1 protein-coding gene and 1 pseudogene are annotated in these 1,144 nt (G+C 38.9%); one reads left to right on the forward strand and one right to left on the reverse strand.

The features are described from left to right. Positions 1 to 262, forward strand: a 262-nt coding sequence (locus tag QUB70_RS32550; protein ID WP_332985931.1) for an IS1 family transposase, incomplete at its 5' end; no start/stop codon positions are given. On the opposite strand, the pseudogene QUB70_RS32555 reads toward QUB70_RS32550, so the two are convergent. Beyond that, positions 221 to 902: pseudogene (locus QUB70_RS32555) on the reverse strand (ISKra4 family transposase); the annotation flags it as partial. The gene QUB70_RS32550 and the pseudogene QUB70_RS32555 sit on opposite strands and share 42 nt — an antisense overlap. Between the last annotated feature and the right edge of the window lie 242 nt (positions 903 to 1,144).

Consider the following 1,144-nt stretch of genomic DNA (forward strand, 5'->3'; position numbering starts at 1 on the left):
GGCTTATGCTTGTATTTTTCCCAGCAAACGCCATCAGCCAGTTGGCAAAGATAGTGGAAAAACCAATCATATTGAAATATCTAATAATACTTTGCGCCAACGTGTTTCTCGGCTCGTAAGAAAGACTATCTCATTTTCTAAAAAGTTAGAAAACCATATTGGTGCTATTTGGTATTGGGAGCATAACAGTTATGCAATCAGTATTTATACTGACGATAATTTAACCTGCTACTTTGAGATTGACACCAATCATTCCATTTAAGTAAGCTACTCGATGGGCCAAGACTTGCGGGACATTTTGCTCATTCCATTGTGCGCCAGAAATTTTGATACGACGACCAATTTGTTTGATTGCTGATTCCACAGCACCCGAGCCAATCGAACAAATCTTATTAGACTGGTAATAGTGGTAATTAACGATTCGTTCTTGGTGTTTCTTGAGATACACACAGAAATTCTGTGCAGCTTTTTTTGTCAGATTTACAAAAAGTTGTTTCGCTTTCTCCACCTGTCCCATCCATAAATAAGCTTGGGCTTGATTTATTCTGTGCTGTGAACCGCCAACCTTATTCAGATTTTCGATCAGATGATACCAGTCAAGGATTTCTCGGCGTTGTCCATTTGGGGCGACTAACCCAATAATATTCCAAATTCCATCATGTCCATCTCAAGCGACAAGTAACAATCTTGGCTTGAGGTTGACTGTTGACCCAATTAATCAGCCCAATATTATCTTGATAACCCGCGATTAATCCGCTGTTAGTGTGGATTGCTTTATAGTCTTTGTAGATACATTCTAGTCCCTGTGCAGTTCTTAATCTAACTTTTCCTCCATCTACACATAATTCTTCAATTAGTTCTGTGACTATCGGCAACTGAAACTCTTGCCGATGGACTAATCGGGAGCTGTGACATGGCATTGGTTTGGCAGGACGGTAATGTATTCTCATTTGTGACAAGTTAAGAAAAAGTGCAAATTGTCAAGGGGGGAGACAAAAAAAGGTAAAATAGGCTAAAACATCTATCGAGCAAGCATTTGAGTCATAGTTGAACCAGTTATGAGTAGCAAAAAAAGAATTAACCGAGATCATGCAAAGAAAAAAAATAGTCCCCAAATAGAAAATGAAGCGATTGCGAATCACCT

This window comes from Microcoleus sp. A003_D6 (assembly GCF_036702825.1).
Classification (GTDB): Bacteria; Cyanobacteriota; Cyanobacteriia; order Cyanobacteriales; family Microcoleaceae; genus Microcoleus.